This is a genomic window from Burkholderia sp. Z1 (assembly GCF_014893795.1).
Classification (GTDB): domain Bacteria; phylum Pseudomonadota; class Gammaproteobacteria; order Burkholderiales; family Burkholderiaceae; genus Burkholderia; species Burkholderia theae.
Genome location: NZ_JACFYL010000001.1, coordinates 1993606 through 2019869, shown reverse-complemented (window position 1 = coordinate 2019869; position 26264 = coordinate 1993606). Strand labels below are relative to the sequence as shown.

Sequence of the window (26264 nt, the reverse complement as noted above, 5' to 3'; positions counted from 1 at the left end):
CACGCTCCACGGACATCGGTTGAACGACTTGGCGAAATCCAGTTTAAGTCAATTCATTCACGCTCAACCGGCACGCGCGCAGCGGCTGCCGATCGGTCGGGCAATCACGTAGCCGCCGTGGCGTGTAGCGGCCTTTCCTGCCGCGGTTTAGACTGCGCGCTGGGCGTAACGGCCCGGGTTGCGGCCTCCCGCGCGTATCGAACGCGACGGCGGCTTCATGAATTTTCAACGCGTCGTTCTGGAAGGTCCGCGCCATGGATATCGTGTTGGCCATGAGAGTGTTCGCCCGCGTCGTGGAAACGAAAAGCTTCACGCGTGCGGCCGAGACGATGGACCTGACACGGGGGCGCGTGACCGTGATCGTCCAGAGCCTCGAAGCGCACCTGAAAGCCCGGCTGCTGCAGCGCACCACGCGCAGCCTGAACCTCACGGCGGACGGCGCGGCCTATTACGAGCGATGCGTGCGCGTGCTCGCGGATCTCGACGACATCGAGAATTCGTTTCTCGGCAAGGAACGCTCGCCGCGCGGCAGGCTGCGCGTGGACATGCCGGGCGCGCTCGGGCGCGTCATCGTCATGCCCGCGCTGAGCGATTTTCATGCGCGCTATCCGGACATCGACCTGATGCTCGGCCTCGGCGACAAGCCGCTGGACCTGGTCCAGGAAGGCATCGACTGCGTGGTGCGGATCGGCACGCTGCAGGATTCGTCGCTCGTGGCACGGCGCGTCGGCGTCTATCAGGGCGTGACCGTCGCGAGCCCCGGCTATCTCGAACAATCCGGCACCCCGCAGACACTCGAAGAACTCGCCGATCACCGCACCGTGAACTACTACTGGGGGCGCACGGGGCGGATCATGCCGCTCACGTTCGACGTCGACGGCAAGGCGGTCGAGGTGAGGATGCGCGGCGCCATTGCCGTGAACGACGCCGAGGCCTATCTGAGCGGTGCGCTGAAGGGCCTCGGCATCGTCCAGGGCGCCCGTTTCCTCGCGCTGCCGCACCTCGAATCGGGCGCGCTGGTCGAGATCCTGTCGCAATGGAAACCCCTGCCGCTGCCGATTTCCGCGGTCTATCCGCACAATCGCCACCTCTCCGCCACCGTGCGCGCGTTCGTCGACTGGATCGCCGAGCTGTTCCGCAACGACCCGCGGTTGTCGAGCACGCCGGAGACGGATGCGCGCTGCGGCCCGGTCAGCCTCGACGCGCAGGATGGCGACGCGCTCGACCCGGACGGTGACGAGGAAGAGCCGATAGCGTAACCAGGCCCCGCCGGCAAAGGCTGCCGCATTGTTCTCGCGGAGAGAACACTGTTGCGGCAAACACGAGATTTATCCGTTCCGCGGTAACAACCAGAATGCGTTCATTGTTCAAGCACATGAGAACGCAGCCGCGTTGACTGGTATGTCTACCGTTTCCCTTTCAGGTTTGCTGGTCGAAGAAGCGCGTATCGCCGGCTACAGCCAGCCGATCGACGTGCGCAGCTTCCGGCCGTCGACGCACCGGCACCCGCTCTCGATCGTCCTCTATTTCCACGGCGGTCTGTTTACCGCCGGCTCGCTCGACGACACGAATGCCGTCTGCGAGACGCTCGCGTTGCAGGCGCGTGCATGGGTCCTCTCCGTCGGCTACTCGCTCGCCCCGGCCTTCCCGTTTCCGAATGCGGTGGAAGACGCGCATCGTGCGTTGCAATGGGTGCGCGCGGAAGCCAGGGCGATGCGCGCGGACAAGCGGCAGATGGCCGTCGCCGGCCACGACGCCGGCGCGAATATCGCCACCGGCCTTGCCGCGATTGCGCGCGACCGCGGCGACGCGGGCATCCGTGCGCAGGTGCTGCTCGCCCCGCTGCTCGACCCGAGCATGACGCGCATCGGCCGGGACGCGATGCACGCGGCACCCGCGATCGACACGCTGGCGGCCAGCTACCGCGCGTATCTGCCGACGCTGTCGCAGCGCGTTCATCCGTATGCCGCACCGCTCGAATCGTGCCGCTTGGCCCATCTACCGGCCACGTTCATCGCCACGGTCGAGCATGACCCGCTGCATATCGAAGCCGAACATTACGCCGCGTCGTTGATCGCCGCGGGCGTCCCTACGGAATGCGCGCGTTTTGCCGGCACGACGCGCGCCGGCATCGCGACGCACGCGCCGACGCTGCTCGCGGCCAGCGGTTTCCTGCAGCGCCAGCTTGCGGGCAGTTGACCGGCCATCGCTTTCACGACGGCCTTGTGTACAGCGAATTCGAAGTCCCTTGATCGATCTTCACCCACCCAGGAGCACGCATCATGAAACTCAGCGGAAACACCCTCTTCATCACCGGCGGCACGTCGGGGATCGGCCGTGCGCTGGCGGAAGCCCTCCACCGGCGCGGCAACAAGGTCATCGTCGCGGGCCGGCGCAAGGCGTTGCTCGATGAAATCGCACAGCAGAACCCCGGCATCGACACGGTCGAGCTCGATATCGGCGACGCGGCGCAGATCCGCACGGTCGCCGCGCAACTGATCGAGCGCTATCCGGCGCTGAACGTCGTGATCAACAACGCAGGCATCATGCCGTTCGACGATGCCGGCGGGCCGCTCGACGATGAACAGGCGGTGCAGCTCGTCACGACGAACCTGCTCGGCCCCGTGCGCGTGAGCGCGGCGTTCGTCGAGCACCTGAAGCAGCAGCCCGACGCGACGATCATCAACAACAGCTCGGTGCTCGCGTATGTGCCGCTTGCGGCTACGGCCCTCTACTCGGCGACAAAGGCCGCGATCCATTCGTACACGCTGTCGCAGCGTTTCGCGCTGCGCGACACCAGCGTGCGCGTGCTCGAGATCGCGCCGCCGTGGGTCGACACCGATCTCGTGCACAAGAGCGGCGACCCGCGCGCGATGCCGGTCGACGCGTTCGTTGCCGAGACGTTGAAGCTGCTCGAAACCGCGACGACGGAGGTGGTCGTCGAGGCAGGCAAGCCGTTGCGCGACAACGCGGGGCCGAACGAACACGCGTTCGTCGAGCAGTTCAACCAGTTCATCGCGGACAACCCGATTCCCGTCGCATGACAGCAGCAAGCGCCCCGTCTTCGCGGCGCAGAAAGACGTACTGAAGACGCTTTTCCATTCACCCTGCGGTGTCGTTCCGGACCCTCGAGCCCGGGCGAAAGCCAACCGGAACGAACGAAACGACACCTTGAATATACGGAGTCCGAATCATGTCAAAGGCACTGGAAGAAAAGAATATCGCGTTCGTTCTCGACGCGCTTGACACGTTGTTCAACAAGAAGGATTACGACAAGGCCGCGCAGTTCTGGTCCGACGCGTACATCCAGCACAGCCAGCACGTGCCGGCCGGCCGCGACGGCCTGTTCGGCCTCGTCGACTCGATGCCCGACCTGCGTTTCGAGTACGACATGGTGGCCGCCAACGGCGATTTCGTGTGGGTGCACAGCCGCTACAGCAACTCGGCCACGCCCACCGCGCTGATCGCGATGGATATCCTGCGGATCGAGAACGGCAAGCTGGTCGAGCATTGGGACGTGCTGCAGAACGAAGCGGCGCGCAGCGAATCCGCCGGCGGCCATCCGATGTTCGGCGACACGTTCGGCGACGAGCGCTAACGCGCTCGCGACACGCCGCTCAACCCACGGAGGACGCAATGAGTACGCTGCTCGAACAGGCCATCCACGCGCATGGCGGGATCGACAACTGGGACAGGTTCCGCACGGTTTCGGCGGAACTCGATATCGGGGGCGCCGTCTGGCATCTGAAAGGCCAGCCCGACCTGTTCCAGGGTATCGAGCTGGCGGCCGACCTGCGGCGCCAGCACGTCGCCATTACGTCGAGGGCCGGTGGCTGGCGCGGCACGTTCGAGCCGGACGTCGTCGGTATCGGTGCGATGAACGGCGCGGCACGCGAAGAACGGCGCACGCCGCGCGACGCGTATCAAGGCCATACCCAGCCAACCCGTTGGGATCGCCTGCATGCGCTGTACTTCACCGGTTACGCGCTCTGGACCTACCTGACCATTCCGTTTCTCTACGCCCGCCCGGGTTTCCGGACGGAAGAACTGCCCGACTGGCACGAGAACGACGAAACCTGGCGGCGCTTGAAGGTCACGTTCCCGGAAACGATAGCGAGCCACAGTCGCGAGCAGGTGTCCTACTTCGGCGAGGACGGATTGCTGCGCCGCCACGACTACACGGTGGACGTGATGGGCGGTGCGCGCGGCGCGAACTACGCGTCCGGCTACCGCAATGTCCGCGGCGTGATGGTGCCGATGTCGCGCCGGGTGTTTGCGTACGACGACACGATGCAAAGGATCGACGAACCGCTGCTGGTGTCGATCGATTTCCGCAGCATCGATTTCCACACCGAATAGGCGCGTGACGCCCTGCACTTTCGCCGGAGATTTTCATGGAAAACCAGACCCGCCAGCCGTTGCTCGAACCGATTCGCATCGGGGATCTCGATCTGCCCAACCGCATCGTCATGGCGCCGCTCACGCGCATGCGGGCCGCGAATCCCGAGCATGCGCCGACCGCGCTGCACGCCGATTATTATGCGCAGCGCGCGTCCGCGGGGCTGATCGTCAGCGAAGGGGTTTTCGTGAGCCCCGACGGTTTTGGATGGGCCGACGTTCCGGGCCTGTGGAGCGACGCGCAGGTGCGCGGCTGGCGCGTGGTGACGGATGCCGTGCATCGCGCGGGCGGCCGTATCGTCGCGCAGCTTTGGCATACGGGGTCGATCGGGCATCCGGATTTCCTCGGCGGCGCGGCGCCGCCGTCCGCTTCCGCGGTCAATCCGGAACAGCAGAGCGTGACGGCGTTCGGCCGCAAGGACACCGTCGTGCCGCGTCCGATGACCCGGGACGAAATCCGGCGCACGGTCGCCGATTTTGACCGGGCAGCACGTAACGCGATCGCGGCCGGCTTTGACGGCGTGCAGATCCAGGGCGGGTACCACTACCTGTTCAACCAGTTCCTCAACGTTCGCACCAACCTGCGTACCGATGAATACGGCGGCTCGGTCGAAAACCGCGCACGCTTCCTGTTCGAGGTCGTCGAAACCGTGGTCGAGGCCGCCGGCGCACAGCGGACGGGGATCAAGACCGGGCCGGCGACGTCCGAAACGGGCGCATTCGTTTCCACCGACGAGACCCTCGCGACATCCGATTACGTGATCGGCCGGCTCAACGAATTCGATCTGTCCCATCTGCTGCTGATGGGCGCGATGACCGACCTGTCGGCCACGCCGCTGGCCGGTCTGGCCGGCGACGGGATGTTCCGCCATTTCCGCGGCCTCTACCGCGGCAAGATCATCGCCAACGTCGATCTCGATCGCCTGAACGGCAACCGTCTCATCGACGCGGGGCTGGTCGACATGGTGGCCTTCGGCCGCCCGTTCATCGCCAATCCGGATCTGCCGGAACGCTTCGCGACCGATGCACCGCTGGCCGAAGTCGTCTGGCCGACGGTCTATGGCTCGACAGCCCACGGTTACACCGACTATCCTGCGCTGCAGACGCTACCGGCGTGATGCGGCGACGGGGTGTCATCGAAGGAGAACATTCATGTCACATGCGTCGCCCGTCAACGTCGCGATACTCGACGATTACCAGAACATTGCGCTCGACCTGGCCGATTGGTCCGTGTTGCAGGGTCGTGCGAACCTCACGGTCTTCAACGACCACGTGGCGGACGACGCCCGGCTCGTCGAGCGCCTGAAGCCGTTCGACGTGCTGTGCGTGATGCGCGAGCGTACGCCGCTCACGCGCGCGATCATCGAACAGTTGCCCCATCTCAAGCTGATCGCGTCGACCGGAGCCGGCAACGCTTCGATCGATGAAGCGGCGGCCGCCGAGCGGAACGTGAAGGTCGTTCACACCGGATACCGGTCCGCGCCGACCATCGAATTTACCTGGGCCATGATTCTGGGCCTGGCCCGCAACCTTGCCGTCGAGAACCGGTCGGTGCGCGACGGCGGGTGGCAGGTCTCGCTCGGCACGGAGCTTGCGGGCAAGACGCTGGGCCTGCTCGGGCTCGGCAGGGTCGGTTCGGCCGTCGGCGTGATCGGCCGCGCGTTCGGCATGAACGTGATCGCGTGGAGTCAGAACCTGACGGCGGAGCGCGCCGAATCGAAAGGCGTGCAGCGGGTCGGCAAGGATGAACTGTTCTCGTCGTCCGACTTTCTGTCGATCCACGTCCGCCTGAGCGAGCGGACGCGAGGCCTGGTCGGCGCCGCCGAACTCGGCCGGATGAAACCCTCGAGCCGCCTCGTCAATACGTCGCGCGGCCCCATCGTCGATACGGCTGCGTTGCTCGCCGCGCTGAAGAGCGGGCAGATCGCCGGGGCCGCGATCGATGTCTACGATACCGAGCCGCTGGAACCGGCGCACCCGTTGCGCTCGCTGGACAACGTGCTTGCCACGCCGCATATCGGCTATGTGACACGCGAGCTCTACGAGACGTTCTATGGCGATACCGTGCGCAATATCGTCGAATGGCTCGACCAGACGCAATCCCCTGCGCTTCCATGACTGTCGGCAAACCCGACGCGATCGGATCGCATTCCGACGCGCGTCGAACCAATGCCGACGCATGCGCTGCATGACCTGACGCGAAAGACGTGAAAGAAACGAAAGGCCGCGCCTCGATTCGGGCGCGGCCTTTCAATGCATCGGCCTTCATTCGGCATTCGGCGTTCGACCGACAGCAGCATCACCGCCGAACGCCTGCCCTCCTCCTTTCAGTGCGCGGCTGCCGCCGCGTCGCTCGACCCGCTTGCCTTGCCCGGCTTGGTGATCCAGATGAGCGGGATGATCAGGATCATCACGACCGCCGCGCCGTAGAACACGTCGTTCAGCCCGAGCATCGCCGACTGCGACTGCACGACGTGGTCGAACAACGCATACGACGATCCCTGGCCGAGGCCGAGCAGCGAATGGTAGCTGTCCATCTGCGCATTGAAGAGCGGGTTGGTCGGGCTCGACTGCTGCGTCAGGATCTCGTGGTGCATGATCGTCCGGTTGTTCCACACGACGCCCGCGAGCGACGTGCCGATGCCGCCGAAGAACATCCGCGCGAAGGTCGACAGCCCTGCCGCGGCCGGCACCTTTTCAGGCGGCTGACCCGACAGGATGATCACGGTCAGCGGTGCGAAGAACAGCGCCATCGGGATACCCTGCAGCAGGGTCGGCAGGATGATGTAGCCCTCGCTGATGTCCGTGAAGAAGAACGTGCGCATGTAATAGACGATCGCGAAGCCGACGAACGCGAGCGTGCCGATGATGCGTGCGTCCGAGCGCGGCAGGAGCTTGCCCATGATCGGCGCGCCGATCACCGCGAAGATGCCGAGCGGTGCCGTCGCGAGCCCCGAGTCGACGGCGCGGTAGCCGAGATATTCCTGCATCCACTGCGGCAGCAGCACGAGCGTGCCGAAGAAGATCCCGTAGGCAATCGCGATCGAAATCGTGCCGCCGAGGAAATTACGCTGCTTGAAGAGCGTGAGGTCGACGACCGGATTCTTGTCGGTCAGCTCCCAGATGATGAACAGCACGAGACCCACGACCGCGACGATGGTCAGGATCACGATCGTGCTCGACGAGAACCAGTCGAGATCCTTGCCCTTGTCGAGCATCACCTGGAGCGACGCGACCCAGACGATCAGCAAGGTCAGCCCCACGAAGTCGATCGGCAGTTTCCGGGTGGGTGTGTCGCGCTTGCGGTACAGGAACCAGACCATCGTGGCGGCGAACAACCCGACCGGGATATTGATGTAGAAGATCCACGACCACGCGTAGCTGTCGGTGACCCAGCCGCCGAGCGACGGCCCGACGATCGGCCCGGTCACGACGATCATCGAGAACAGCGATAACGCCAGCGACGATTTCGCCTTCGGCCACGAACTGAGCAGCAGCGCCTGCGACATCGGGATCAGCGGCCCCGCCACGAGGCCCTGCAGCACGCGCGCCCCCAACAGGAACGGCAGCGACGGCGCGATGCCGCACAGCCACGATGCGAGCACGAACAGCAGGATCGAGCCGACGAACAGCTTGACCTGCCCGAGCCGCTGCGTGAGCCAGCCGGTCAGCGGGATCGCGACGGAATTCGCCGCGGCAAAGACGGTGATGACCCAGGTGCCCTCGTCGACCGATACGCCGAGGTTGCCCGAGATGGTGGGAATCGCGACGTTGGCGATCGAGGAATCGAGGACGGTCATGAAACCCGCGAGGCCCACGCTCAACGAGCCCAGCGCGAGTGCCGTCCCCGTCAGCGGAGGAGGATTCGATTGATTGGCGGTCATGGTGATAATCCGGTTACGGTCGGGCCGGCGACGCGGGCGCAGGCTGCTTCGCACGCGCGTTCGCCGGGCGTCGGGAGGTCATTTGTTGGCGGCGATGATGGTGGCGATCGCGGCATCGGCCTGGTCGCCGTATTTCGCGAACACGTCGGTCTTGTAGATCGACGGCGGATCGGTTTCCGGGCCGGCGCTGCGCTGCTCCTTCACGTTGACGTCGACATTCATCGACAGCCCCACGCGTAACGGATGCTTTTCCAGTTCCTCCGGCGGAATCTCGATCCGCACCGGCAGCCGCTGCACGACCTTGATCCAGTTGCCCGTCGCGTTTTGCGCGGGCAGCAGCGCGAGCGCCGACCCGGTCCCCGGCGTGAAGCCCACCACCTTGCCGTGGTAGACGGCCGACGAGCCGTAGACATCCGCCGTCAGCTCGACCGGCTGCCCGATGCGGATGTAGCGCAGCTGCCACTCCTTGAAGTTCGCGTCGACCCACACCTGGTTCAGCGGCACGACCGACATCAGCGCGGCCCCCGGCGACACGCGCTGGCCGACCTGGACCGAGCGCTGCGCGATGTAGCCGGTGACCGGCGCCGGCAGCGTCGTGCGCGAATAGGCCAGGTACGCGTCGCGAACGCGCGCGGCGCTCGCCATCACGTCCGGATGCTGGTCGACGGTCGTGTTCGACGTCAGCGCGCGATTCGAGCCGAGCTGCTGCTTCGCGGCGTCGAGCGCGGCCTGCGCCGACCGCACGGCGTCCCGTGCATGCGAGATGTCCTCCTCCGACACCGCGCCCGTCATGCCGGTCGACTGGCGGCGCCGCAGGTCGTCCTGCGCCTTTGCGAGATCGGATTGCCGCTCCGCGATGTTCGCGCGGTATTTGTCGTCGTCGACATACAGGCCGTGAACCTTGCGCACGGTCTGGCCGAGATTCGCTTCCGCCTGCTGCAGCGCGATCTTCGCGTCGGCGGGATCGATCTGCACGAGCGGCTCGCCGGCCTTCACGATCTGCGTGTTGTCCGCGTTCACCGCGATGACCGTGCCCGATACCTGCGGCGTGATCTGCACGACGTTGCCGTTGACGTAAGCGTCATCGGTTTCGACGTGATAACGCGCGTCGAGGAAGTAATAGGCGCCGTAGGCGGCGCCGGCGATCCCGAGGGACGCGGCGACCAGTGCGAGCAGCGCGCGGCGCTTGCCCGGTTGCTTCGGTGCGTCGTCGGTCGGCTGTGAATCGGGCGTGTTCATGAATGGCTCCAGTCAAGGTTGAGGTTCAAGGTTTTCCGTTCGGCGCGCGCGAGCCGCCGAATCGATCGATCAGTTCGACGCCACGGGGCGCGACGGCGCGGGAATCGGCGTTTCGGCACTCGCCGCGAGACCGGCATGCGACGCATCGAAGCCGCCGCCGAGTGCCTTGATCAGCCCGATCTGCTGGCTGCGACGGCCCATCTCGAGATTGACGACGGCCGTCTCGGCCGCCAGCCGGTTGTCGTCTGCGTTCAGCACCTGCAGTTGCGGGTTCAGCCCCGCCCGGTAGCGGGCGATCGCCAGTTGATAGGCGGTGGTTTGCGCATCCAGCGCCTTGCGCGCATCGACCAGTTGGAGATCGGTCGAGCGGATCTGCGTGACCTGCGTGGCGACGTTGGACAGCGCGCCGATCAGCGTCTGGTTGTAGGTCGCGACGTCGTAGTCGAAGTCCGCATAACGACCCTTCAGTTGCGCGCGCAGCGCGCCGGCGTCGAAGATCGGCAGGTGAATGGCCGGGGCCGCCTGGAACTGCCCGCTGCCGGCCGTCAGGAAACGGCCCCAGCCGAACGCGTCGAGCCCGGCCGCCAGCGACAGATTGACGTCGGGGTAGAACTCGGCCTTGGCTTCCTTCACGTCGTGAACGGCCGCGTCCACCTTCCAGTAGGCCGCGACGATGTCGGGCCGGCGCGACAGTAGGTCGGCCGGCAGGTTGTCGGGCAGCGCGACGACGTCGCCGCCATGCAGCGCCGGCACGGCGATCGCGAGGCCGCGATCCGGGCCCGCGCCGAGCAGCGCGCCCAGCTGGTAGCGCACCGTCTTGATCTGGCCGTCGAGATCGCTGACGCTGGAACGGCTCGTCGCGGTTTCGCCGTATGCGGTCTGCCGCTCCACGTTGCTGTCGAGGCCCGCATTGACGCGGCCTTCGGTGAGGTGCGAAATCGTCTCGCGGTTCGATACTTCACGCACCTGGATGTCGCGCAGCGCGTAGAGCAGCGCGAGCTGGTTGTAGGTGCTCGCCACCGACGCCGCGAGCGTGATGCGCACCTCCTCGGCTTCCGCGTCCGCCACCTTTTCACTGGAGACGGCCTGACGCAGTCGCTCGCGGTTCTTGCCCCACAGGTCGAGATCCCACGACACGCTCGCCAGCAGGCTGTTCTCGCTCTGCCACGAGCCGCCGTACGGCGGCGGCACGATGCCGTTTTCGGTGTAGCGCTGGCGCGTCCACGTATAGCTGCCGTTCGCGTTCGGATAGAGCGCGGATCGCGCGGTGCCGATATACGCCGACGCCTTCTCGATCCGCGCGCGCGCCTGGTCGATCGTCGGATTGCCGCGCAACGCTTCGTCGATCAGCGCCGGCAGCTGCGGATCGCCGAACTGGCTGGCCCAGTTCATCGCCGGCCACTTGCCGCCTTCGGCCGGCAGGCTCTCGGTCGACGCGAACTGCGTCGGGGCCGCCATCTGCTTGTCGCTCTTGATGCCCGCGTAGTTCACGCAGCCGGCCAGGCTGAACGTCAGCGCCGCGACGGCGATCCATCCCTTACGAATGCCCGACTGCGGCCGGGGGAGCGAGTGATACGTCATCGTTTCCATTTCCATGTTTCCCTGAGTCATCAAGTCATCGAACGATTAATGAGTGCATATGCACAAGTTAGCGATCCGGCAGTCGTGCATCAATGTCTGGAACGGCATGAATGAGTTGTCGGAGCGGCTAACTGTCTGACGTGTCGTGCGTCATGCGAAACAGTTCGCGACGCAGATGCGCCGCCTGTTGCGAGCCGAATTCGCGTTCGAAGCTCGCCTGCGCCCTCGCCCAGTGAACGGCGGCTTCATCGAGCTTCTTCGATCCATGCACGGTCAATACGACCTGGAGCCGACGATGGCGCTTCCCTTCGGCGGGCGCCGCCACCAGGCCGCGCCGCAGCAACGGCTTGAGGGCGCGCACCAGCGTCGTTCGGTCCATCACCATCGCTTTCGCGAGTTCGGCCATCGTCAGGCCGGCCCTCAGGCCGAGCGTGCCGAGGATGCTGAACTGCGTGGGCGTGATGCCGACGGCGGACAGGTGGTGCTCGTAGAGCTTCGAGATATGCCGCGAAGCTTGGCGAAGCGCGAAACAGTCGTCGTCGAGGAGGTCGATTGAGTGCATGCGCACAGCGTAGTGCGCGGCCTGCCGCGGGGCGATGGCAGGCGGGTTATCAGATTGTTGTCGCTGGGTGCAGTAATGGCGCGCGGATTGCGGCTTACCGGGTTTTCGATGTTTCGAAGAAATCGACCGCGTGGTCGATGAATGCGCGGACCTTGGCGGGCAGCAGCGTCCGGTTGCTGTAAGCGAGTTGAAGCTCGATGCTCTCGTCGATCAGCGGGAACTCGGCAAGCAGCCGCACCAGCCTGCCGGACGCCAGGTCGCTTTCGACCAGCGCCAGCGGCGTGATGCCGATGCCCAGCCCCTGCAGCACCATTTCGCGGTTGAACGCGGGACTGTTGGACGAAATGTCGAAGCTCAGCGCAACGGCGAACTCCTCTTCGTCGATGCGGAAGCGGAGGTCGGGACGGCGGATCGACGCCGACAGCGGCACGAAATGGTGGCTGGCCAGATCCGACGGATGCACGGGTGTCGAGCTGGCTTTCAGGTAGTCGGGCGTCGCAACGAGGACGATCGGAATCCGGTCGAGCACCCGGATGACTGTCGTTTCGCTCATCAGCATGAAGGGCACGACGATGCCCAGGTCGTACCCTTCGCCGACCAGGTCGACCGGCCGTTCCGTCAGCGTCACGTCGAGCGTGACCTTCGGATGGGCCCGCTTGAATCCGGCAATGAGCGGGACGAGCCGATGTATCGTCGCGGTCGCATGCGCGACCAGGCGCAACACACCCTGGGCCTCCCGCGTCTGGTTCGCGACCGCCGCCTCGACCGTATCCACCTCTTCGAGAATGCGCACGCAGCTTTCGTAGAACCGCTCCGCGGCTTCCGTGAGCGATATCCGGCGGGTCGTCCGGTTCAGCAGCCGGCACCCCATCCGCTGCTCGAGCGCCGAGATCGCCCGCGATACGGCCGGCGGCGCCATGCCGTGATGATCGGCTGCGCGGGTGAAGCTCTTCAGTTCCACCACCGTCCGAAAAATACGCATGCTTTCGATGTAATCCATGGCCGCATCTCGAAAACGGGTAGAGGTCAGACGCAACATCGGCGCGCTTCAAGGGGGCTTGTGACGCGAGACGGTGTTGCAGGCTTGTTCGCCGAAATATAGCAAAACCGGACCGCCGGGCCGATGCAGGCGTGCTGTCGAAGACCGCTTCCCTGCCCTCGAATCGATCATGGGTCGCATCGGAATGGTCTGGGTGGAGACGTCAGACGCGTTTGTGAAATGACGAGTTTGGATTTTCAATAGCGCTATTGTGATAAGAATAGTTATCCGGATAGGTGCATGGAATTATCCAACTGCGTGTTCCGTGACAGGCAAATCGGGGCCGGTGTCGGTCGTATTTCGACCGGGTGCACGCCCCGCTTCAAACCCTCCCTCCCCCATTTGTTCCCCCGACGCAAGACTGTTGCTCCACGGTGGGTGTTCGAAATCGCGATCGGCACGCCTACAGTCTGCCCATCGGATTCATCGATCCGGTCGGCACCGAAGCCGAACACCCATTACTTATCGAGGCATGTCATGAGCGCATCCAAAGTCATCATCGTCACCGGCGCATCGCAAGGCATCGGCGCGGAAACGGTCAACGCATTCCGCGCACGCGGCCATCGTGTCGTCGCGACGTCCCGGTCGATCGGCCCGTCGAACGACCCCGATCTCGTCACCGTCGCGGGCGACATCGGCGATCCGGCCGTCGCGCGGCGCGTGGTCGACGCGGCAATCGAACGCTTCGGCCGCGTCGACACGCTCGTCAACAACGCCGGCGTGTTCATCGCGAAGCCGTTCACGCAGTACACCGCGGACGACTACGCGCAGATCACGAGCGTCAACCTGAACGGGTTCTTCCACATCACGCAGCGCGCGATCGCCGCGATGCAAAAGCACGGCAGCGGCCACGTGGTCAGCATCACGACGAGCCTGGTCGATCACGCGAACAGCAACGTGCCGTCGGTGCTCGCATCGTTGACGAAAGGCGGATTGAATGCGGCGACGAAATCGCTCGCGATCGAGTATGCGAAGGCCGGCATCCGCGTGAATGCCGTGTCGCCGGGCGTCATCAAGTCGCCGATGCATGCGCCCGAAACGCATGCGACGCTCGCGTCGCTGCATCCGGTCGGCCGCATGGGCGAGATGAGCGACATCGTCGGCGCGATCCTTTATCTCGACTCGGCGCCGTTCGTCACCGGCGAGATCCTGCACGTCGACGGCGGCCAGAGCGCCGGGCATTGAGTGCAGCGTCGAAAGAACGCGCCGGCGTGCCTATCGCGATGCGGTGGCGCGTTTGGGGCGCGCACCGCCCGCCTGCCTGGCGGGGGCGCGCTCCAGATGCTCGACGAGAAAGTCGACGAACACGCGCACGCGCGACGACAGAAAGCGCGCATGCGGGTACAGCAGCATGAACGGCCGCGACCGGCCGCCAAGGCCGGGCAGCACCTCGACGAGCGTGCCGGCGCGCAGATCCTGTTCGACGATGAAGCGGTAGGTCTGGAACAGGCCCGCGCCGCTGCGCGCGAGCGTCACGCCGGCGAGGACGTCGCCCGACGCACTGTAGTTGCCGGTCGTCGCGATCTCGATCTCGTCCGATCCGTCGTCGAACAGCCAGGGAATCGGCCGCCCGCTGCTGGGCAGCTCGAACTGGATGCATTCGTGCGCATGCAGATCGTCGATGGCGGCCGGCGTGCCCGCACGCTTCAGATAGCCGGGCGTCGCGACGACCACGAGTTCGGCGTCCTCCAGCTTGCGCGCGACCAGCGTCGAATCGGCCGGTGTGCGGCCGCGGATCGCGAGATCGAAGCCTTCTTCGGCGAAGTCGATGTTGCGGTTGCTGAGGTGGGTTTCGACGCGCACGTCCGGATACCGCTCGCGAAATGCGGGCAGCAGCGGCAGCACGCGATAGTGCCCGTACGGCGTCGGCATGCTGATCCGCAGCACGCCGGCGGGTGTCGCCTGCTGGCCGGTCGCTTCGCGTTCCGCGTCGACGAGCTGCGACAGCGCATCGCGGCACTGCTCGAAATAACGCCGGCCGGAATCGGTCAGGCGGATCTGCCGTGTCGTGCGCACGAACAGCCGCACGCCGAGACGCTCCTCGAGCCGCGCCACCGACCGGCTGACCGCGGCCGGCGTGACGCTTGCCGCAGTCGCCGCCAGCGTGAAGCTGCCGAGTTCGGCGGCGAGACAGAACAGCTCGATGCTGCCCAGCAGCAGATCGTCGAATTTGCGTTGCATGGGGCGGTTCCTGCCGTCGCGCGATGGAGCAACGAGTGTGCATGAATATCGCGCGGGAAACCAGCGAGCGTACGTGGGCGAACGCGGCTCGCATCGGGCCGTCGCGCGCGTTGCGTCATGCGTTACACCGCGTTGTGAATCAATTGCGCCGCTGACATTTACCGGCTTCGGCCGCATCACTAGAGTGACTGACAGGCAATACCGATCGCCCGATCCATTTTCCCGCAAGGAGCACGACATGACCGTCGAACAGAAACTGGCCGAACTCGGCCTCGCATTACCCGAACCGCCGCAACCACTCGGCAGCTATACGGCCGCAAGTGAAGCCGGCAACCTGCTGTTCGTATCGGGGCAACTGCCGCTCGTCGACGGCAGGATCGCCTACACCGGCCGCGTCGGCGAGCAGTTGAGCGTCGACGAAGGCCGGCATGCGGCCCGGCTTGCGGCGCTGAACGTGCTCGCGCAGATCCAAAAGCATCTGGGCGGGTTCGACCGACTGCGCAAGATCGTGCGCGTCGAGGGGCACGTAAGTTCGGCGGACGGATTTTTTGGGCAACCGGCCGTGATCGACGGCGCGTCCGACCTGTTCGCCGCCGTGCTGGGCGACAAGGCGGGACACGCGCGCTCGGCGTTCTCCCCGCGCCAGTTGCCGGCCGACGCGGCCGTCATCCTCGTCGTGATCGCCGAGATCGACCCGGCCTGACGCCTCGGCCGCCCCGCGCGGCCGCAAGCCATTCCCGCGGGCGTGTTCGCCCGCCCTGCCCGGGTTTCGTCGCCTGCCTCGGTACCGTGGATATCGGGACTCGATCGTCCGGAAGCCTTGTCCAGCCAAGCCGGACACGTTCCGGATACATTGGAATACAAAATATCGGATGCGATCTAATCGAATGCGCTTGACATGGGTGGTCGCCTCGACGAAACTCCATCGCATGCGATCGAATCGCATCAGAGAAAACCTGCTGAACCCACTGACGGAGCAAATGATGAGCAAGATCGAAAAAGTGCTGTACACGGGCAAGACGCATACGACTTCGGGCGGCCGCGACGGTACGGCGCGCAGTTCCGACGGCCGCCTCGACATCCAGTTGTCGTCGCCGGGCAGCGCCGGCACCGGCACCAACCCGGAACAGCTGTTCGCGGCTGGCTGGTCGGCCTGCTTCATTGGCGCGATGCAGCTTGCGGCGCGCGCCGCGAAGGTGACGCTGCCGGAAGATCTGGCCGTCGACGCCGAAGTGGATCTCGGCACGGCCGGCAACGCGTACTTCCTGCAGGCACGCCTGAACGTGAGCGTGCCGGGGCTCGATCGTGACGTCGCGCAGCGCCTCGTCGATGCCGCGCATCAGACCTGCCCGTATTCGAAGGCGACGCGCGGCAACATCGACGTCGAAATCCGTATCGCATGAACGTGGCATCGGGCGGCCGATGCGCTGCCTGCCACATTCCAGAATTTTTCCCTACCGAGGTGAATGATGAATATCCGACTGATCGCCGCCCTTCTCGTCGCTGTTTCGGCTTCTGCCGCCGCACCGGCGTTCGCCAATGAAACCACCGTGACCCGTGCGCAAGTGCGCGCCGAGCTGACCCAGCTTCAAACGGCCGGCTATCCGCTGAATCGCGCCACCGATGCCACCTATCCGAACGATCTGCAGGCCGCGCTGACGCAGATCCATGCGGCCGATGCGGTCGCGGCCAACGAGCGGGCTTCCGGCTACGGCAGCAACGGCGACGCGGCGACGCAAGCGGGCCGCCCGCACGCCGTCAGTGTCGCCGACCGCTCGGTGTATTTCGGTCATTGAGCGCCGCGCGCCGATACCTGAACGCTGAATCCTTTCCATTCCTGTTCTGAATCGAGGTAAATCATGAAAACCCAATTGATCGCTGCCCTTCTCGGCGCTGTTTCGGCTTCTGCTGCCGCACCGGCGTTCGCCCATGAAACCACCGTGTCCCGCGCGCAAGTGCGTGCCGAGCTCGTCCAGCTCGAACAAGCCGGTTATCGGCCGGGCCGCGCGAACGATCCGCACTATCCGGACGACCTGCAGGCCGCACTGACGCGCGTTCACGCGAACGACGCCGTGACGGCCGATGCAGCGGCATCCGGTTACGGCCGCGACGCCGTTGCCGCCACGCAGTCGGGCAGCCGGCCCGCGACGCGCGTCGCCGAGCGCTCGATCTACTTCGGTCATTGAATGAAACCGCGATCGGCGCCGATGGCCGGCGTGCGGTGCGCGAGTCCCGAATTCCTGATTTCCTGTCGAGGTAAAAAATGAAGACCCAATTGATTGCCGCCCTCCTCGTTGCCGTGTCGGCCGTCGCCGCCGCACCGGCGAACGCCAGCGAAAGCACTGTCACGCGTGCGCAAGTGCGAGCGGAACTGGCCGCGCTGCAGAAAGCCGGCTTCCAGCCGAACCGCCCCAATGACCCGCACTACCCGGACAATCTCCAGGCGGCGCTGAGCCGGATTCACGACGATGGCGCCGTCGCCGCCGATACGCAGGCGTCCGGTTACGGCCGCGACGCTGACGGCGCGGCCCAGTCCGGCAACCGCAGCGTGGTTCGTGTGGCCGAGCGCTCGATCTATTTCGGTCATTGAGCGTGGCGCGACGCAATAGGTCGCCAACGTCCGCCACATAAAGCGCATGCGATGTAATCGCGTGCGCTTTTCTATTTGGGGCGACCGGATTTGCAGCACCAATTCAAGCGGCCGCGGTGCGACGTCCGCGGCCGATCCGGTCTATTCTGTGCGGCACGCAATCTTCAATCGAGGAACAGCCGATGCCGGATACCACAACCGGGAACGCGACAAGCGGCGCACACGCGCTCGACCAGGTCGTCTGGAACGCGCTCACAAGCAAGCAGCGCCACTTTGCACTCGGTAACGACCGCGCGTTGCGGTTTCCGGCGGCCGTTGCGCCGTTCGCCGCGCTCAAGGACACGAGCCCGGCATCCTTCGACGCGTTGCGCGAGCTGATCGCCGCGCACGGGCCGGCGGCGCTGGTCACACCGGACGAGATCCGGCCGCCGGCGGGATTGTCGGTGATCCGGCGCGCGACGTTGCTGCAAATGGTCTGGCAAGGGACGCTCGAACCGGCATCCGCATCGGAGCACGTCGCGCTGGCCGAAGCCGATGTGCCGGACATGCTCGCGCTGACCACCGCCGCGCAACCCGGCCCGTTCGGCCCGCGCACGTTCGAACTCGGCGGCTATATCGGCGTACGCAGCGAAGGCCGGCTTGCCGCGATGGCGGGCGAGCGGATGCGGCTCGACGGTTACACCGAGATCAGTGCCGTGTGCGTGGATGCCGCGTTTCGCCGGCAAGGTCTTGCGGCGCGACTCATCCGTGCGTTGATCGCGACCATCGGCGCACGATCGGAAACACCGTTCCTGCACGTCCTCACGACGAACCAGGTCGCGATCGAGCGCTACCTCGCTCTCGGTTTTGTCGTGCGGCGCGAGATGAACCTGCTGGTGCTGGGGGAAGCGCAGGCGTGACGATGCCAGCCGACGCCGCTCGGGCGTCGGCTGGCTCCTGTATGGCGTTTATTCTTCGGTCGACCGGATCAGGTTGCCGCGCAGCGTGACGATCGCCTTCTGCATCTTCGCGAATTCGTCCGGCTTCAAGCCGGTGGCCTCGACCAGATTCATGTCGAGCCCCTTCTCGCGCACGCGGCGGCCGCTCTTCGTCAGGCTGACGAGCACCTGGCGTTCGTCCGACGGATCGCGGTGCCGCTCCAGATAGCCCATCGCCTCGAGCTTCTTCAGGATCGGCGTCAGCGTATTGGATTCGAGGAACAGCTTCTCGCCGAGCTGGCCGACCGTCTGGTTGTCCTGCTCCCACAGCGCAATGATCGTGATGTATTGCGTGTACGTGAGGCCGAGCTCGTCGAGGATCGGTTTGTACGCCTTGCCGAACGCGAGGTTCGTCGAGTAGATCGCAAAACACAGGAAATCGGACAGCTTCGGCGCGGCGGGCGATGGTGCTTCGGTCGGTTTCATGAACTTCCTCCAGCGACGCGAACGGTCGCAGATAAGCGCATTATATATCGCGTGCGATCTTATCGGAAGCATGATAATCGGTCTCGATGAACCGGCGGGATGGTGCACCGCGGCCCGATCGCCGTCAGTCCTGCCTGCGGCGCTTGCCGGTCTGCACGCGGCTTTCCGAGCGCAGCGAGCATTGCACCGGATGGGCGATTTCGGTCGCGAGCCCGCCTGCGGCAAACAGCAGGATCATCAGCCAGCGTTTCATGCGTCCTCCACGACCGACAGGCTCGCGCCGTTGGCGACCGTCGCGTCCAGCGCATACGGATCGATGCCGTCGAGGCAACCGAGATTGACGCGCCAGCATGCCGGGTCCATGCGTGTCCGATGGAACGGATAGATGCCGCAACGACTGCAGAAATAGTGACGGGCCGTGTGGGTGTTGAAGTGGTAGCACGTCAGCGCGTCCTCGCCTGCGACGATCTTCAGGTCGTCAGCGGGGAACATCGGGCTCATCAGCGCGCCGCGGCGGCGGCACAGGCTGCAGTTGCAGCGGGCGGCCGGCGCAATGGCTGTTCGGACTTCGAATTTGACGGCCCCGCAATGGCAGGACCCTTTGAACCAGGTTGCAGACATGGTGCGCTCCCAAAGAGGTCATGCCTGCTTTATAGCGAACTCGCGCAGCCGCGTTGTATCGCACTGTATCCGCGGTCCGAGCAGATACAGAACATTGCAAATCGGCGGCCGTCGGTGCAGGTTCGCGTGCTGATCGCCTGCATGTGTGCGCGGCTTGCGAACCGCGCGCGATCAGTCCAGCGCGTGCTGCAGCCGCGCGATCGCGGCCCGCGTTTCGCGCTCGAGCGTCGCGAACAACTCGGCGGCCGGCAGCGCGCGCACGAGCGGCGCCGCCTGCCCGGCCCACTGCGCGCCGTAGCCGAATTCGCCCTTCGCCTTTGCCGCCGCATGCAGCGCCTTGCCCGCGTCGTACGCGATCGGATACGCGGGTGTGGCCGGCGCATGCGGATCGTCGCCGAGCGCGGTCAGCCGGTTCGCGATGCCGCGCGCGACCCGGCCCGAGATCGCGGTCGTGAACGTGGTGCGGTGTGTCGCGTCGCCGAGGATCGCGCGGCGATAACCGTCGTCGATCGACGTCTCCGGGCACGCGACGAACGCGGTGCCGAGCTGCGCGGCCTGCGCGCCGAGCGCGAGCGCGGCGGCGATGCCTTCGCCGTCCATGATGCCGCCCGCGGCGATCACGGGCAGCGCGCATTCGCGCACGATCAGCCGCGTCAGCGCGAACGTGCCGAGGCGATCGTCGCGGGCGGTCGAATCGAACACGCCGCGGTGCCCGCCGGCTTCGATGCCCTGCGCGACGATCGCGTCGATGCCGGCGGCGGCGATCTGCCGCGCCTCGTCGAGATTCGTCGCGGCCGCGAACAGCGTGATGCCCGCGCGCTTCAGCGCGGCGATCACGTCCGCCGACGGCAACCCGAAATGGAAGCTGACGACGGCCGGCGTTTCCTTGACGAGCATCGCCTGCATCGCGTCGTCCGCGACGAAACTCGTATAGATCTCGGACAGCGATGCGGGCGGCGTCGCGCCGTATTCGCGGAACGCCGGCGCGAGCCAGTCGAGCCACGCGCGTTCGACGGCCGCGTCGGCCCGGGCCGGACGGTGGCAGAACACGTTGATGTTGAATGGCCGGTCGGTCAGCGCGCGCGTGTCGCGGATCATCTTGCGCGCGCCGTCGGCGTTCGTCGCGCCGACGCCGAGCGAGCCGAGCCCGCCCGCGTTCGACACGGCGGCCGCCAGCGCCGGCGTGCTGACGCCGGCCATCGGCGCCTGCACGATCGGCGCGCGAATGCCGAGCGTGCGCAACAGCGTTCGGTTATCGGTCGATTGATTCATGTTGCTTGCCTCCTGCACGATCCGTCATCGAAATGCGTCGGCCGCATGTCGGCCGACGCGTGTTGGTCGGGTCCGGCACGACGCGCGTTCGTCGTTCTTTGCACATAGCCGGACATGTGAAAACGGTGTCGAAAATGATGGGCAGCGTTAAGGTGCGGTGCACGGAGCGCGCAGCGAACGGGTGTGTTGCCGCTGCTTCCGGGCGCGGCATCCGCAACTGCGACCATCCTACGCCATGCCACGATCCGCGGACCAGCCGCTATCGGCCGCGCGCCCAGTGCGCGAGCACCGCGCAGGCCGCCAGCAGCGCGCCCGTCACGAAGAACACCGAATGCAGGCCGAGCGCGACGCCGATCTGCCCGCCGATCACCGGGCCGATTACCTGCCCGCTGAACTGCGCGGACTGCAGGTAGCCGAGCATCTGCCCCGTCGCGCGCTCGTCGACCGATTGGCGGACGAGCTTGCCGATCGACGGCAGCAGCCCCGCGAGTGTCATGCCCATCAGCACGCGCAGCGCGGCAAGCTGCCACCAGTGCGTGACGAACGCCTGCGGCACCATCGCGAGCGCGGTCAGCAGCAGGCAGCCGACGATCACGTTCCAGCTGCCGATCCGGTCGGCCAGCGCGCCGAGCCGCGCGGCGGTCAGCATGCTGCCGAGCGCCGAACACGCCATCACGACGCCGGCGATGCGCGCGAGTCCGTCGCCGCCCACGCCGAGGCCGCCGATATAGACCGTGATGATCGGCTCGATCGACATGTTCGCGAGCAGCACCATCATCGCCGTCACCAGCAGCGCGGCGACCGCCGCGCGATTCGTGCGTTGCGCCGTGCCTGCGGCCGCGCCGGAGGTACGTGCTTTCGCGTCGGTGTCCGCGTGGAAGTCTTCTTTCACGAAGACGATCGTCAGCAGCGCGGCGACGGCGATCATCGCGCCACCGGCGAAAAACGTGCCGCGAATGCCGACCCAGCCCGGCAGCAGCCCGCCGACGAGCGGCCCGACGAGATTGCCCGCGAGCGCGCCGGTCGACAGGATGCCGAGCGCCCAGCCAGCCCGTTCGCGCGGCGCCTGCGTGCCGACCATCACGGTCGACGCCGACGCGTAGCCGCCGACGAGCCCCGCGATCAGTCGCAGCGCGACAAGTTCGAACACGTTGTGTGCGATGCCGATCAGCGACATCACGATGGCCATCCCGATCGCCGCGCGCACGAGCATCGGCTTGCGGCCGAAACGATCTGCGAGCCGGCCCCACAGCGGTGCGGTGACGGCCGTGCCGAGAAACGTCGCGCTGAACGCGACGCCCGACCACTGGATCACGGCCGACTGCGAGTCGACGCCGAGTTGTCGCACGTACAGCGGCAGGAACGGCAGCAGCATGCTCAGGCTGACGAGCGTCGTGAACGATCCGAATACACAGACGGCGAGATTGCGCCGCCAGTAGCGCGCGTTGCGTTCTGCATAGCTGGCGGCGGGCCGTTCGGCGAGCGTCGGCGTCGGCGTCGGCGTCGGCAAATGTGCGGTCGTGCTCATCGCGCCCTCACCGGGCCGGCACCGGCGGCACACGGCGTGCCGCGCCACGCGTTGAGCGCACGCGGCTGATCCAGAAGGGCTTGATGCATGTCGACCTCCATTCGCTGGACGGACACCACGCGCGTCCGTCGGTTGAAGAAAGTCTAGATTGAGTCGAATGTCGAGAGAATCCCCGTCATGCGAAAGCCATTCTTCCGCATTGCGGTTCAATCGCCGTCGGTGATGGCGGCCAGCCGTGCGAAATGCTCGCGCAGGCGCGGCGCCGCGAAATCGACGAACGCGCGCACCTTCGGGACCGACAGCCGTCCGTAAGGTGTGACGAGATGGATGGGTAGCGGCGCATGTTCGCTGTCGCTCAGCACGATCCGCAGCGCGCCGTCGCGCACCGGTTCGGCGACGTGATACGAAAACAGCCGCGTGACGCCGTGGCCGGCGACGGCCGACGCGACCGCGCCGCGGATCGTGTTGATGATGAAGCGCGGCGCGAACTGGACGACCTGCGGCAGCGCCGATGGCCCGGACGGCGGGAAGCTCCACGAGTCGAGGCCGAAGTGCGTCATCGAGATGATCCGGTGCCGCGCGAGATCGGCCGGCGTCTCGATCGCGGCATGCTTCGCGAGGTAATCGGGCGACGCCACGACGACGCGCCGCACCGTGCCGACCGGAATCGCGACGAGTGTGGAATCGGTCAGGTGCGCGATGCGCAGCGCGACGTCCATCCCTTCGTCGATCAGGCTGACGGGACGGTCGAGCAGCTGCAGGCGGATCGACACGGCCGGATGGCGCTCGATGAATTCGTCGAGCAGCGCACGCAGCACGTCCTCGCCCGCGGCGACCGGCGCGGTGATCGTCAACATGCCGCGCGGCGCCGAGCGCTCGTCGGCGACCAGCATGTCGGCTTCCTCGAGATCGGACAGGATGCGGCGGCACGCGGCCGCGTAGCGTTCGCCGGCTTCGCTCAGCCGAATCGTCCGGGTGGTCCGGTACAGCAGCGCGGTGCCCGTGTGCGCCTCGAGAAAGGCGATCGCGCGGCTGACCGCCGCCGGCGAGCGGCCGAGCCGGCGGCTCGCGCCCGCGAGGCTGCCCTCGTCCAGCGTGGCGACGAACACCTTCATCGCGTCGATTCGATCCATGGCGTGTGAATGGGGCGAGCGGTCGTGTGATTGGCGGCGGGCCAGCGAGCGTGCAGTCTACCGCACGCGGGTGCGGTGCCTTGCCGGGGGGATGCTGCGGTCGCGGTTTTGGCCCTACAATGCGCAGGCGAAGAAACCGCACGAACGGCCGTCACGGCGCCGCGTTCATCGAACGCGGCGCCGGACATTCAAGCGGTTGCGCTGAATAACGAACAACAACCTGAACAGCACTCATGAAAAGAAGAACATTTCTCGCGCTGCCCGCCGTGGCAGCGTCCGGCATGCTTGCCGGCTGCAGCGACTTCGGTCCCGTCACCAAGGAATGGATGAAGGATTCGAAATACGACGAAACGTTGTCGACCTTCCTGATTACCGCGGACGGCAAGCAGCTCGTCGTGCTGGGAACGAAGTACCACTACATCTTCGATTTGCCGCCGAGTCTCGCGACCGTGCTCAAGGCACCCTATCGTCCGAAGCTTCAGACGGCGTTCCTCGATTTCGAGGCGCGCGGCGAGCGGATCACCGGTCGTTATGCGATGCGACTCCCTTATGCGGATGCGCCGGACGGCTCTGAGACGAGCGCGCGCGCGCTCGCGGACGGTTTCAAGGAAGAGTCCGGTTACCTTGAGGAAGAAGGCACGATCAGCGGCAAGCGCTACCTGCCGAACGAGGTCACGCCGTCGTCGGTACCGCAGGCGTTCAATCGTCCGTACCAGGTCACGGTGACGGAGAAGCTGACGGCGGTCGGCCACGGCGCCAAGCTGGCGTTGTCGCCGATCACGATGGCGGCAGACGGCGCGCTCGGCCTGCTCGGTCTGGCGCTGTTCCCGATCGCGCTGACCGCATTCATCGTCATGGCGAGCTGAGATCGGCGCATCGCGGGCTGGTCGTGATGCGTCGACAACCTCTCGACAAACCGGAATCCAAGATGAAATCTCCTGCCCGAAAGCTGTTCCGGATCGGCTGCCTGGCCGGTTGCCTGGCCTTCACGCAACACGCCATCGCTGAAAGCGACTGGGACGCCGCGCGCCATGTCCGCACCGACTGGGTGTTCGCGTCGATGAAGGAAAGCGACGTGCGCCCGACGCTCGATCGCACGCTGAAGGACCAGGTGCGCTAGGCCGACCTGCCCGGCAATGCCCCCGATGCGGGCAACTTCCAGTGCACGAAGCTCGCGCTGCCGCCGCCGTCGGCCGAAGCACAGGCCGCATTCGACGCCGCGCCGTCGCCGCGTGGCCGCGACGCCGACAACGCCTATGCGAAGGCCGCATCGCTCGGTTCGTGGCGTGCGGCCGCGCGCCTGGTGAACAGTTCGCTTGAAGACGAGGATTGGGAAGGTGCGCAGCCGGTCATCGCGTGGCTGCTCGTTCATCACGTGCCGGCCGGATACAACAAGCTCGCGGACGTGCTGCAGACGATGTCCGGCTACGACGGCGAAACGCCCGGCGAGCGCATGCGCGGGATGATCGCGTCGTTGCGCTGGCGCGCGGCGCGCGAAGGCGATCCCGTTGCGCAGATGGAGATGGCCGATCTGTTCGAGAAGCTGGGCAAGGCGGATCTCGTCACCGCGCTGCGCGCGTGCGCGACGCAGCAGAATCCGGAATTGAAATGATGCGCGTCGCGCCGGTACGCCGCTCGTGAGATTCGGCGAACCGGCGCGAGCAACCGTGTTGTCGTTTCAGACTTCGTACCGCACCGCATGCGCTTCGGTCGGCAGCGGCAGATCCCAGCGCAGCAGCATTGCCTCGAGCGCGCGATTCGTCAGCGACGTGTCGCGTCGCGCGTTGCGGCGCAACAGTTCCGCGCGCGGCTGTTCGAGGTAGACGAGCGTCACGTCGGCGCCGTACGCATACAACAGGTCGAGCGTCTTCTTGCGCATCAGCGGCGACAGGTTCGTCGCGTTCCACACGAACGGCCGCCGGTCGCGCAGCAGCGCTTTCGCGGCATCGACCGCATGGTGCGCGACCGCGCCCTCGTTCTGGCCGTGACGCAGCCCGAGCGCATCGCGCGCATCGTCGAACGACACGACCGGCAGATCCGGATGATGTCGTGCGACCCACGTGTTCTTGCCCGACGCGGGCAGGCCCGACATCACGACGACCTGCGAGCCCGGTGTGCGAAACAGCGGATAGTCGGGATGTACGTCCGCGCCGCGGAAGTAGCTGAGCGCCGTGTGCGCGTCGGCGAACGCGCGGGGCTGGCCGTAACAGCCTTCTTCCCGCGCCAGTTCGCGCAAGAGTTCGATGTTGTCGAGCACGCGCTGGGTGTCGGCGCAGATACGCCCGCGGATGTCGGCTTCGGCGAGCAGGCACAGCAGCGGGATGCTGACCTGCCACGACAGCTCGCGCGCGATGAACTCGGGCGTGCCGCGGCGCGACCCGCTCATTGCAAAGAACGGCACCTGGTGCACGCCGATCATCCGGCAGATCGCCTCGCGCACCGCGAACGGAACGCCGGCATCCCAAAGCGCGATGCGCGCATCGATCGCCCCCTTGCGCGAGTGGCCGGGATGGCCGATCGCGCCGGTGACGGGATCGACGACCGTCGTGCTGTACTTGGCGATGTCGTGCAGCAGCGCGGCCAGGAACACGATTTCCTGGTCGGCGCGCGACGCGGCCCGATAGCCGGGCAGCGCCAGCAGCGTATCGATCACCATCATCGTATGCGTCCACACGTTGCCTTCGCCGTGATGCGCTGGCTCCTGCGGCGTCGTCTTCGCGTGTTCGAGCGCGGGAAACGCCGCGAGACACGCGCGATAGTCCGGCTGCTGGCCGGGCGCGGGCACGAGTGCCTGCAGATATGCGTATTTCATGATCAAGACTCCTGTCGAAAC

General features: G+C 66.1%; 30 protein-coding genes. 17 read left to right on the top strand and 13 right to left on the bottom strand.

What is annotated here, in order from left to right:
- The first annotated feature begins 254 nt into the window (after positions 1-254).
- From H3H55_RS09310 to H3H55_RS09280, 7 genes are all read left to right on the top strand, one after another.
- A complete protein-coding gene (locus tag H3H55_RS09310) occupies positions 255-1259 on the top strand; it encodes a LysR substrate-binding domain-containing protein (RefSeq protein ID WP_193098411.1) in 1005 nt (334 codons plus the stop codon).
- A gap of 142 nt (positions 1260-1401) precedes the next feature.
- A complete protein-coding gene (locus H3H55_RS09305; RefSeq protein WP_226799993.1) occupies positions 1402-2199 on the top strand; it encodes an alpha/beta hydrolase in 798 nt (265 codons plus the stop codon).
- Between the two features lie 83 nt (positions 2200-2282).
- Complete coding sequence (locus tag H3H55_RS09300) at positions 2283-3044, top strand: SDR family oxidoreductase (RefSeq protein ID WP_193098409.1); 762 nt, start codon at positions 2283-2285, stop codon at positions 3042-3044.
- 149 nt (positions 3045-3193) lie between these two features.
- Complete coding sequence (locus H3H55_RS09295) at positions 3194-3598, top strand: ester cyclase (protein ID WP_048243174.1); 405 nt, start codon at positions 3194-3196, stop codon at positions 3596-3598.
- 38 nt (positions 3599-3636) lie between these two features.
- On the top strand, positions 3637-4359 hold the full coding sequence (locus H3H55_RS09290; RefSeq protein ID WP_193098408.1) for a hypothetical protein: 723 nt from the start codon (positions 3637-3639) through the stop codon (positions 4357-4359).
- A gap of 35 nt (positions 4360-4394) precedes the next feature.
- On the top strand, positions 4395-5516 hold the full coding sequence (locus tag H3H55_RS09285) for an alkene reductase (protein WP_193098407.1): 1122 nt from the start codon (positions 4395-4397) through the stop codon (positions 5514-5516).
- A gap of 34 nt (positions 5517-5550) precedes the next feature.
- Positions 5551-6516: a D-2-hydroxyacid dehydrogenase family protein gene (locus H3H55_RS09280; protein WP_193098406.1), complete on the top strand. Its 966-nt coding sequence runs from the start codon at positions 5551-5553 to the stop codon at positions 6514-6516.
- A 209-nt stretch (positions 6517-6725) separates the two neighbouring features.
- Here the strand turns inward: H3H55_RS09280 and H3H55_RS09275 are convergent, their stop codons facing one another.
- The 5 genes from H3H55_RS09275 to H3H55_RS09255 all read right to left on the bottom strand — a co-directional run bounded on the left by H3H55_RS09275 (position 6726) and on the right by H3H55_RS09255 (position 12664).
- A complete protein-coding gene (locus tag H3H55_RS09275) occupies positions 6726-8282 on the bottom strand; it encodes a DHA2 family efflux MFS transporter permease subunit (RefSeq protein WP_048243176.1) in 1557 nt (518 codons plus the stop codon).
- 78 nt (positions 8283-8360) lie between these two features.
- Positions 8361-9521: an HlyD family efflux transporter periplasmic adaptor subunit gene (locus H3H55_RS09270; protein WP_193098405.1), complete on the bottom strand. Its 1161-nt coding sequence runs from the start codon at positions 9519-9521 to the stop codon at positions 8361-8363.
- Positions 9522-9590: 69 nt separating this feature from the next.
- Positions 9591-11102, bottom strand: coding sequence for an efflux transporter outer membrane subunit (locus tag H3H55_RS09265; protein ID WP_413463966.1), 1512 nt, complete (start codon positions 11100-11102; stop codon positions 9591-9593).
- A gap of 127 nt (positions 11103-11229) precedes the next feature.
- Positions 11230-11664, bottom strand: coding sequence for a MarR family winged helix-turn-helix transcriptional regulator (locus tag H3H55_RS09260; RefSeq protein WP_193098404.1), 435 nt, complete (start codon positions 11662-11664; stop codon positions 11230-11232).
- Positions 11665-11758: 94 nt separating this feature from the next.
- Positions 11759-12664: a LysR family transcriptional regulator gene (locus H3H55_RS09255; protein ID WP_193098403.1), complete on the bottom strand. Its 906-nt coding sequence runs from the start codon at positions 12662-12664 to the stop codon at positions 11759-11761.
- Between the two features lie 516 nt (positions 12665-13180).
- On the opposite strand from H3H55_RS09255, the gene H3H55_RS09250 reads away from it, so the two are divergent.
- Positions 13181-13888 carry an SDR family NAD(P)-dependent oxidoreductase gene (locus H3H55_RS09250; RefSeq protein WP_193098402.1) on the top strand — a complete coding sequence of 236 codons (708 nt, stop codon included), beginning with the start codon at positions 13181-13183 and terminating at the stop codon, positions 13886-13888.
- A 30-nt stretch (positions 13889-13918) separates the two neighbouring features.
- Here the strand turns inward: H3H55_RS09250 and H3H55_RS09245 are convergent, their stop codons facing one another.
- Positions 13919-14884, bottom strand: coding sequence for a LysR family transcriptional regulator (locus H3H55_RS09245; protein WP_193098401.1), 966 nt, complete (start codon positions 14882-14884; stop codon positions 13919-13921).
- A 238-nt stretch (positions 14885-15122) separates the two neighbouring features.
- On the opposite strand from H3H55_RS09245, the gene H3H55_RS09240 reads away from it, so the two are divergent.
- The 6 genes from H3H55_RS09240 (at position 15123) to H3H55_RS09215 (ending at position 18373) form a co-directional block, all read left to right on the top strand.
- Positions 15123-15587, top strand: a complete 465-nt coding sequence (locus H3H55_RS09240; RefSeq protein ID WP_193098400.1) for a RidA family protein — start codon at positions 15123-15125, stop codon at positions 15585-15587.
- A 280-nt stretch (positions 15588-15867) separates the two neighbouring features.
- The gene (locus H3H55_RS09235; RefSeq protein WP_048243225.1) at positions 15868-16287 is read left to right on the top strand and encodes an organic hydroperoxide resistance protein; all 420 of its coding nucleotides are present in this window, start codon (positions 15868-15870) and stop codon (positions 16285-16287) included.
- A gap of 66 nt (positions 16288-16353) precedes the next feature.
- Positions 16354-16680: a DUF4148 domain-containing protein gene (locus H3H55_RS09230; RefSeq protein ID WP_193098399.1), complete on the top strand. Its 327-nt coding sequence runs from the start codon at positions 16354-16356 to the stop codon at positions 16678-16680.
- Positions 16681-16743: 63 nt separating this feature from the next.
- Complete coding sequence (locus tag H3H55_RS09225) at positions 16744-17070, top strand: DUF4148 domain-containing protein (RefSeq protein ID WP_193098398.1); 327 nt, start codon at positions 16744-16746, stop codon at positions 17068-17070.
- A gap of 77 nt (positions 17071-17147) precedes the next feature.
- Positions 17148-17474: a DUF4148 domain-containing protein gene (locus tag H3H55_RS09220; protein WP_193098397.1), complete on the top strand. Its 327-nt coding sequence runs from the start codon at positions 17148-17150 to the stop codon at positions 17472-17474.
- A gap of 182 nt (positions 17475-17656) precedes the next feature.
- Entirely contained in the window at positions 17657-18373 is a 717-nt protein-coding gene (locus tag H3H55_RS09215; protein WP_129514604.1) for a GNAT family N-acetyltransferase, read from the top strand.
- A gap of 48 nt (positions 18374-18421) precedes the next feature.
- Here the strand turns inward: H3H55_RS09215 and H3H55_RS09210 are convergent, their stop codons facing one another.
- From H3H55_RS09210 to H3H55_RS09190, 6 genes are all read right to left on the bottom strand, one after another.
- Positions 18422-18877, bottom strand: coding sequence for a MarR family winged helix-turn-helix transcriptional regulator (locus H3H55_RS09210; RefSeq protein WP_129514603.1), 456 nt, complete (start codon positions 18875-18877; stop codon positions 18422-18424).
- 124 nt (positions 18878-19001) lie between these two features.
- Positions 19002-19130, bottom strand: coding sequence for a hypothetical protein (locus H3H55_RS37540; RefSeq protein WP_264299661.1), 129 nt, complete (start codon positions 19128-19130; stop codon positions 19002-19004).
- Positions 19127-19498, bottom strand: a complete 372-nt coding sequence (locus tag H3H55_RS09205) for a GFA family protein (RefSeq protein WP_193098396.1) — start codon at positions 19496-19498, stop codon at positions 19127-19129. Before H3H55_RS09205 ends, H3H55_RS37540 begins: the two co-directional genes overlap by 4 nt.
- Before the next feature lie 171 nt (positions 19499-19669).
- Entirely contained in the window at positions 19670-20770 is a 1101-nt protein-coding gene (locus tag H3H55_RS09200; RefSeq protein ID WP_193098395.1) for an NAD(P)H-dependent flavin oxidoreductase, read from the bottom strand.
- A 259-nt stretch (positions 20771-21029) separates the two neighbouring features.
- Positions 21030-22298 carry an MFS transporter gene (locus H3H55_RS09195; RefSeq protein WP_193098394.1) on the bottom strand — a complete coding sequence of 423 codons (1269 nt, stop codon included), beginning with the start codon at positions 22296-22298 and terminating at the stop codon, positions 21030-21032.
- A gap of 206 nt (positions 22299-22504) precedes the next feature.
- A complete protein-coding gene (locus H3H55_RS09190) occupies positions 22505-23431 on the bottom strand; it encodes a LysR family transcriptional regulator (protein ID WP_193098393.1) in 927 nt (308 codons plus the stop codon).
- Positions 23432-23664: 233 nt separating this feature from the next.
- On the opposite strand from H3H55_RS09190, the gene H3H55_RS09185 reads away from it, so the two are divergent.
- The 3 genes from H3H55_RS09185 (at position 23665) to H3H55_RS37270 (ending at position 25043) form a co-directional block, all read left to right on the top strand.
- Positions 23665-24297 carry a 5-formyltetrahydrofolate cyclo-ligase gene (locus H3H55_RS09185; protein WP_193098392.1) on the top strand — a complete coding sequence of 211 codons (633 nt, stop codon included), beginning with the start codon at positions 23665-23667 and terminating at the stop codon, positions 24295-24297.
- A 62-nt stretch (positions 24298-24359) separates the two neighbouring features.
- Entirely contained in the window at positions 24360-24551 is a 192-nt protein-coding gene (locus H3H55_RS37275) for a hypothetical protein (protein ID WP_226799991.1), read from the top strand.
- Positions 24552-24734: 183 nt separating this feature from the next.
- On the top strand, positions 24735-25043 hold the full coding sequence (locus H3H55_RS37270) for a hypothetical protein (RefSeq protein WP_226799989.1): 309 nt from the start codon (positions 24735-24737) through the stop codon (positions 25041-25043).
- A gap of 66 nt (positions 25044-25109) precedes the next feature.
- Here H3H55_RS37270 and H3H55_RS09175 read toward each other — a convergent pair whose 3' ends face one another.
- Positions 25110-26243: an AAA family ATPase gene (locus H3H55_RS09175; protein WP_193098391.1), complete on the bottom strand. Its 1134-nt coding sequence runs from the start codon at positions 26241-26243 to the stop codon at positions 25110-25112.
- Between the last annotated feature and the right edge of the window lie 21 nt (positions 26244-26264).